Origin of the sequence: Auraticoccus cholistanensis (assembly GCF_009742705.1) — a bacterium.
Taxonomy (GTDB): Bacteria; Actinomycetota; Actinomycetes; order Propionibacteriales; family Propionibacteriaceae; genus Auraticoccus; species Auraticoccus cholistanensis.
The window spans coordinates 144,327-150,600 of the sequence record NZ_WPCU01000005.1; the positions used below are offsets into that span (position 1 = coordinate 144,327).

General features: G+C 70.6%; 5 protein-coding genes and 2 pseudogenes. 6 read left to right on the forward strand and 1 reads right to left on the reverse strand.

The genetic code is table 11. The features are described 5' to 3' along the window. A pseudogene (locus GC722_RS18210) lies at nt 1-272 on the reverse strand (hypothetical protein); the annotation flags it as partial. 120 nt (nt 273-392) lie between these two features. On the opposite strand from GC722_RS18210, the gene GC722_RS06610 reads away from it, so the two are divergent. The 6 genes and pseudogenes from GC722_RS06610 to GC722_RS19470 all read left to right on the forward strand — a co-directional run. Continuing rightward, nucleotides 393-1,871 carry a glutamate--cysteine ligase family protein gene (locus GC722_RS06610; protein WP_156609228.1) on the forward strand — a complete coding sequence of 493 codons (1,479 nt, stop codon included), beginning with the start codon at nt 393-395 and terminating at the stop codon, nt 1,869-1,871. Beyond that, a complete protein-coding gene (locus GC722_RS06615; RefSeq protein ID WP_156609230.1) occupies nt 1,871-2,236 on the forward strand; it encodes a universal stress protein in 366 nt (121 codons plus the stop codon). Before GC722_RS06610 ends, GC722_RS06615 begins: the two co-directional genes overlap by 1 nt. Nucleotides 2,237-2,401: 165 nt before the next feature. After that, on the forward strand, nt 2,402-3,757 hold the full coding sequence (locus GC722_RS06620; RefSeq protein WP_331714465.1) for an RNA polymerase sigma factor: 1,356 nt from the start codon (nt 2,402-2,404) through the stop codon (nt 3,755-3,757). A 120-nt stretch (nt 3,758-3,877) separates the two neighbouring features. Continuing rightward, nucleotides 3,878-5,317 (forward strand): cytochrome ubiquinol oxidase subunit I, encoded by a 1,440-nt coding sequence (locus GC722_RS06625; protein ID WP_156609234.1) that lies wholly within the window; start codon nt 3,878-3,880, stop codon nt 5,315-5,317. Nucleotide 5,318: 1 nt separating this feature from the next. Then, nucleotides 5,319-5,801, forward strand: a pseudogene (gene cydB / locus GC722_RS19465) (cytochrome d ubiquinol oxidase subunit II); the annotation flags it as partial. Nucleotides 5,802-5,886: 85 nt separating this feature from the next. Further along, nucleotides 5,887-6,274: cytochrome d ubiquinol oxidase subunit II (locus tag GC722_RS19470; RefSeq protein WP_408609304.1), on the forward strand; the 388-nt coding region annotated here is incomplete at its 3' end.

Below are 6,274 nucleotides of genomic sequence, written 5' to 3' on the forward strand. Positions count from 1 at the left end.
ACCAGGGTGGGCACCGTCAGGTCGGTCTGCAGCGTGCGGGCGCGGATGTCGTCGAAGATCTCCTCGCGCAGCCCGGCCAGGTGGGCGGTCTGCTGCTCGGTCCAGGCGTTCTCGGCCTCGAGGTGGGCGATCACCTCGGGGTCCTCCTTGGCGCGCAGCCACTCGTAGTCGTCGACGAAGACCCGGCCGTGGTGCTCGCGGCGGACCGGGCGGACGGCGGCGGTGGGAGGGGCGGGGCGCTGGTCGGCAGCAGGAGGCAGCTGGTCGGGCATGCCGACCACCCTAGGGCGAGCCGCCGCCGGCAGGTGCCCGGACGCCCGGTGGGCGGGTCCGCCGCCCAGCGCGGCGGCGGGTCCGTGGGCAAGGCGGCGTCCGTCCGTCAGGATGGGCCCATGGGAGCCGATGTGGAGGCCCGCAGCTACACGCGGGAGGAGAGGCGGCGCTACCGCGACAAGGTCGCCCTGGACCTGCAGGCGCTGCGGCGGATGCTGGACGAGGGGCGCGTGGTCGACGCCGACACCCAGGCGGGCCTGGAGGTCGAGTTCAACCTGGTGGACGCCCGGCTGGAACCGGACATGCGCAACGCCGAGGTGCTGGCCGCCATCGACTCGCCGTCCTTCCAGACCGAGCTGGGCCGGTTCAACGTCGAGATCAACCTGCCCCCGCAGGCGCTGCGGTCCGGCGGCCTGCGGGCCTTCGAGGACCAGACCCGGCAGCTGCTGACCACCGCCGACGAGCGGGCCTCGCGGGTGGGGTCGAGGCTGGTGATGATCGGCATCCTGCCGACGCTGATGCCCGAGCACGTCCACGCCGACCAGATCTCGGAGAACCCGCGCTACTCCCTGCTCGACGCGCAGATCCTGGCCGCCCGCGGCGAGAACCTGCAGATCGACATCGAGGGGCGTGAGGAGCGGCTGCAGCTGGAGTCGGACTCGATCATGCCGGAGGCGGCCTGCACCTCCACCCAGGTGCACCTGCAGATCGACCCGTCCCAGTTCGGGGCCGTCTGGAACGCCGCCCAGGCCGTCACCGGCATCCAGGTCGCGCTCGCGGCCAACTCGCCGTTCCTGTTCGGGCACCGGCTGATGGCGGAGAACCGGATCCCGCTGTTCGCCCAGAGCACCGACACCCGTGGCGAGGACCTGAAGGCCCAGGGGGTGCGGCCGCGGGTCTGGTTCGGCGAGCGGTGGGTGCAGTCGATCTTCGACCTCTTCGAGGAGAACGCCCGCTACTACTCCGCGCTGCTGCCCGAGTGCAGCGACGAGGACCCGATGGCGGTGCTGGACGCCGGCGGGGTGCCCGCGCTCTCGGAGCTGTCCCTGCACAACGGGACGATCTACCGCTGGAACCGTCCCATCTACGCCGTCGCCGACGGGGCCGCGCACCTGCGGGTGGAGAGCCGGGTGCTGCCCGCCGGCCCCACCGTGGTCGACACCATCGCCAACGCCGCCTTCTTCGCCGGCGTGGTGCGGGCGCTGTCGCGCGAGCCGCGGCCGGTCTGGCGGGAGATGAGCTTCCTGGCCGCGCAGGACAACCTCGACAGCGCCGTCCGCGACGGCATCTCCGCGGTCGTGTACTGGCCGGGCGCCGGGCAGGTGGGGGTCGCGGAGCTGGTGCTGCGGCGGCTGCTCCCGCTGGCGCGGGCCGGGTTGGCCGACCAGGGGGTGTCGGAGGCCGAGATCGACCGCTACCTGTCGGTCGTCGAGCAGCGGTGCCTGCTCGGACGCAACGGCGCCACGTGGCAGACTGCGCACGTCGGGGCCCGGGAGGCTGCCGGCGAGTCACGGCAGCAGGCCCTGCGGGGCATGCTGGCCGAGTACGTCGACCTGATGCACGCTGGGGAACCGGTGCACACCTGGGAGGACAGCTGATGGCCATCGCGGTGGGATTCACGAGCAAGCCCGAGGGGCATGCGGCGCTCCACACGGCCGTCTCCGAGGCGCGCCTGCGCGACCTGTCGGTGGTCGCGGTGGTCCCCGACGACGGCGACCTCGAGCAGGCCCGCGCCCTGCTCGCCGAGTCCGGGGTGCCCCACGAGGTGCGGCCCTGCCAGGAGCTGCAGCCGCTGGCCGACGCCCTGCTCGAGCTGGCCGAGACCTCCACGGTGGAGTTCATCGTGATCGGGCTGCGGCGTCGGACCCCGGTGGGCAAGCTGCTGCTGGGCAGCAACGCCCAGCGGATCCTGCTGGACGCGCCCTGCCCGGTGGTCGCGGTCAAGGCCCGCCCCGACGCCTGAGCGCCCACCCGGAGGCGCCCGTGGTGACCTGTCGCGGGGGCCGGGACGGGCGGTCCGGAGTTGGGAAGTTGGGTCGGGCGTGACAAGATGCATGACGTGCGTGGTTGACAACACCCTGCTGCCGCACGCCCTGAACAACGTGAGAACCCAGCCGAGAGGTTGTTTGTGACGCCCCCAGAAGAGCGCAAGATCGTCTCATCACCCGCCGCGTCGACCGCCCGGTCGAGCCAGGTGACGGCGGCTGCGGACGAGGTCCCCGCGGTCTCGGCAGCCGGTGCCAGGACGACCGCGCGCAAGACGGCCAAGGCCCCGGCGAAGAAGCCGGCGGCCAAGAAGGCACCGGCCAAGAAGGCCAGCCGCGGCCCGGCCGAGACCACCACCACCGAGGCCGTCCTGCAGGCGGGGATGGACGTCGAGGTCGAGCTGGACGGCGACCACGTCAAGCTGACGGTGGGCGGCAAGAAGCGCTCCCTCGACGACGTCGACGAGACCGCCTTCAAGCCCGAGGAGGAGGCGCCGCTGGAGAAGGAGCTCGTCGAGGACCAGGGCTTCACCCTCTCCGAGGCCGACGACGCCGACGAGCCCGAGCAGCAGGTGATGGCCGCCGGCGCCACGGCCGACCCGGTCAAGGACTACCTCAAGCAGATCGGCAAGGTCGCCCTGCTGAACGCCGAGCAGGAGGTGGAGCTGGCCAAGCGGATCGAGGCCGGGCTGTTCGCCGACGAGCGGCTCTCCGAGGCCGGCGCCGCCGTCCCGCCCTCCCAGGTCGAGGACTTCGAGTGGATCGTCGAGGACGGCCGCCGCGCCAAGAACCACCTGCTCGAGGCGAACCTGCGTCTGGTCGTCTCGCTGGCCAAGCGCTACACCGGCCGCGGCATGCTCTTCCTGGACCTCATCCAGGAGGGCAACCTGGGTCTGATCCGCGCGGTCGAGAAGTTCGACTACACCAAGGGCTACAAGTTCTCCACCTACGCCACCTGGTGGATCAAGCAGGCCATCACCCGGGCCATGGCCGACCAGGCCCGCACCATCCGCATCCCGGTGCACATGGTCGAGGTCATCAACAAGCTGGCCCGCGTGCAGCGCCAGATGCTGCAGGACCTCGGTCGCGAACCCACCCCGGAGGAGCTCGCCAAGGAGCTCGACATGACCCCGGAGAAGGTCGTGGAGGTGCAGAAGTACGGCCGCGAGCCGATCTCGCTGCACACCCCGCTGGGTGAGGACGGCGACTCCGAGTTCGGCGACCTGATCGAGGACTCCGAGGCCGTGGTGCCCGCGGACGCGGTCTCCTTCACCCTGCTGCAGGAGCAGCTGCACGACGTGCTGGACACCCTCAGCGAGCGGGAGGCGGGGGTGGTCTCGATGCGTTTCGGACTCACCGACGGCCAGCCCAAGACGCTGGACGAGATCGGCAAGGTCTACGGGGTCACCCGTGAGCGGATCCGTCAGATCGAGTCCAAGACGATGTCGAAGCTGCGTCACCCGTCGCGCTCGCAGGTACTGCGCGACTACCTGGACTGAGCTCCGGCCCGGCCCGTCCCTCCACCGGAGGGGCGGGCCGGACTGCTTCCCAGCCGGACTCCTCGCGCGTCGACCGGCGGGTCGGGGGTTGGGACCGGCCCCGCTGGGTAGGCGGTCGGCATGGACCTGGACGTGGTCGGCCTCTCGCGCTTCCAGTTCGCCTCGACCAGCATCTTCCACTTCTTCTTCGTCTCCCTCACCGTGGGACTGGCCTTCCTGATCGCGGTGATGGAGACCTTCGCCTACCGTCGGCGCGAGCGCGGCAGCGTGTACGACAAGATGACCGGGTTCTTCGGCCACCTGTTCCTCATCAACTTCGCCGTCGGCGTGGTCACCGGCATCGTCCAGGAGTTCCAGTTCGGGATGAACTGGAGCGAGTACTCCCGCTTCGTCGGCAACGTCTTCGGGGTGCCGCTGGCGCTGGAGGTGCTGATGGCCTTCTTCCTCGAGAGCACCTTCATCGGGCTGTGGTGGTTCGGCAAGGACCGGCTCAAGCCGTGGATGCGGCTGGCGAGCATCTGGGTGGTGGCGGTCGGCACCCAGATCAGCGCCTTCTGGATCGTGCTGGCCAACGCCTGGATGCACCACCCGGTCGGCTACGAGGTGGTGGACGGCCAGGCCCGGCTCACCGACTTCAGCGCGGTCGTCCTCAACTACAAGGCGCTGCTGTACTTCGCCCACGTCCAGGGCAGCGCCTGGACGGTCGCCGGGTTCTTCGTGCTCGGCATCAGCGCCTACCACCTGCTCCGCGGCCAGCACGTGGAGGTGTTCAGCAAGGCGCTGCGGATCGCCCTCGTCTTCGCCGTGGTCGGGACGGTGTTCTCCGCCACCAGCGGGCACCGCGAGGCCCAGGTGGCCCGCGACGACCAGCCGATGAAGTTCGCCGCCATGGAGGCCCAGTGGGAGCGCTCGGAGTCCCCGGCGCCCTGGTCGCTGGTCGCGGCGATCGACGAGGACGGACGGCGGAACACCTTCAGCGTCGAGATCCCCTTCGTCGGCTCGATCCTGGCCTACAACAGCCTCGAGGGGCGCTACGAGGGCATCAACGACCTCAACACCGCCTACCAGGAGGCGTACGGGGAGGGGGACTACGTCCCGCCCGTCACCGCCGTCTACTGGTCCTTCCGCGGCATGGTGGCCATCGGGTCCCTGCTCCTGCTCACCTCGTTCGTGGGGCTGGCGCTGTGGTGGCGACGACGCGAGCGGCTCGACACCACCCGCTGGTACCTGCAGGCGCTGGTCTGGATGATCCCGCTGCCCTGGATCGCGAACTTCCTCGGCTGGATCGTCACCGAGCTCGGCCGGCAGCCCTTCATGGTCTACGGGCTGCTCACCGTCGAGCAGGGGATCAGCGCCAACACCGCCGGCGAGGTGCTGGCCGGGCTGGTCGGGCTCTGGGTGGTCTACCTCGGCCTCATCGGGCTCGACATCTTCCTGCTCTCGACCACCGCCCGGGCCGGGCTGCACGCCCCGGAGAACCAGATGACCTCCGCCCCCGCCCCGGACTACTCCGACGTCGGCTTCGCCGCCCCGGACCCGCCCGAGGAGAAGGGGCCCTGAGATGGACCTCGTCGCGCTGTGGTTCTGGCTGATCGCCCTCACCTTCACGCTGTACTTCTTCCTGGAGGGCTTCGACTTCGGCGTCGACGCGCTGCGTCCCTCGCTGGCCCGCAACGAGGCCGAGGAGCGGGCGCTGACCGGCACCATCGGCCCCTTCTGGGACGGCAACGAGGTGTGGGTCATCGCCGCCGCCGGGCTGATGTTCTCCACGTTCCCGGTCTGGTACGGCGCCCTGTTCAGCGGCCTGTACCCGGTCTTCGTCGTGATCCTGCTGGCCCTGCTGCTGCGCGGGGTCTCCTTCGAGTACCGCAACCAGGTCGACCAGCAGCGCTGGCGCAGCTTCTGGGACTGGGCGGCCTTCGGCGGCAGCGTCGTCCCGTCCTTCCTGTGGGGCGTGGTGATGGCCAAGATCATCGAGGGCCTCGCGGTCGGCCCGGACCAGCGGGTGCAGGGCGGCCTGGAGCAGGTGTTCACCCCCTTCGCGCTGGCCGGCGGCTCGGCCACCCTGCTGCTGTTCGTGCTGCACGGGGCCAACTTCCTGNACGGCGGCGATCCTGGTCTTCGTGGTGATGGGGTACGTGACCGAGGGCCTGTTCGCGAGCTTCGGCGTGCTGCCCTGGATCTTCCCCATCGCCGCCTTCCTCACCCTGGCCACGATCTGGCTCGCCCTCGTGCTCCGCCGCGACGTGCTGGCCTTCGTGATGAGCGGCCTGACCGTCCTGTTCGCCACGATGACCGTGTTCCTGGCGCTGTGGACCCGGCAGGTGGTGCTGCCCTCGACGATCGACCCGGCGCTGAGCCTGACCCTGCGCGACTCCGCCAGCCAGCCCTACACGCTGGTGCTGATGACGTGGGTCGGCGGCATCTTCCTGCCGCTCATCNCTGCTGCGGCTGCACACCGACACCGAGCTCTACGCCCGGGCCCGGCGGGCCGCGTTCGGGTGGGGCGCGCTGGCG

Bases quoted from the DNA above. Each gene is read 5' to 3' on its own strand.
- GC722_RS06610 (WP_156609228.1), top strand. From the start codon at position 393: ATGGGAGCCGATGTGGAGGCCCGCAGCTACACGCGGGAGGAGAGGCGG.
- GC722_RS06615 (WP_156609230.1), top strand. From the start codon at position 1,871: ATGGCCATCGCGGTGGGATTCACGAGCAAGCCCGAGGGGCATGCGGCG.
- GC722_RS06625 (WP_156609234.1), top strand. From the start codon at position 3,878: ATGGACCTGGACGTGGTCGGCCTCTCGCGCTTCCAGTTCGCCTCGACC.